Genomic DNA, 532 nt, shown 5'->3' on the forward strand with positions numbered 1-532 from the left:
GACCGTTGCAGACGCTCGCCAATGGCATGGATGACATGAATGGCGTCATCTAGCAGCGGCTGGGCGGCCTCTGGCGGGATGTGGCCGAGACATTCCAGAAACAGCGGCAGGAAATCCGGCAGTTCGGGTTCCACCGGCTCGAAACCGAACTTGCGGTATTCCTCCATCAGATCCACCATCGCCGATCCCCGGTCACGGCTTTCGCCGTGCACGTGCTCGAACAGATGCAGTGAATGCGAAGGCGTACGGTCGAAGGTGGCGACGTAGTATTCCTGCAGGCCGATCAGATCATGCAGATGCATGTGTGCAAACAGAGGGGCCAGATCCAGTTCGGCACCGTGTTCGCGCTGCCAGCTTTCAATGGCGGGCAGGGCATCGAGCAGGTCCTGATCGGGATAGCTCATCAGGGCAGACAACACGCGGAAGTGACTCATGACTGGCTGTCCTCCGGCTGTTTACGCGATTTCGGCATGTGCACGAAGATCTTGCTGCCTTCCGGCTTTTTGCCAAACAGCGAGCCTTCCGATGTGCC

At 59.0% G+C, this 532-nt stretch carries 1 protein-coding gene; it reads right to left on the reverse strand.

Features of this window, described 5'->3' with window-relative positions:
• A partial coding sequence (gene narJ / locus KSF73_17325) for a nitrate reductase molybdenum cofactor assembly chaperone (GenBank protein ID MBV1777482.1) occupies positions 1–434 on the reverse strand: 434 nt, incomplete at its 3' end.
• Between the last annotated feature and the right edge of the window lie 98 nt (positions 435–532).

Source organism: Burkholderiaceae bacterium DAT-1, from assembly GCA_019084025.1.
In the GTDB taxonomy this organism is placed as follows: domain Bacteria; phylum Pseudomonadota; class Gammaproteobacteria; order Burkholderiales; family Chitinimonadaceae; genus DAT-1.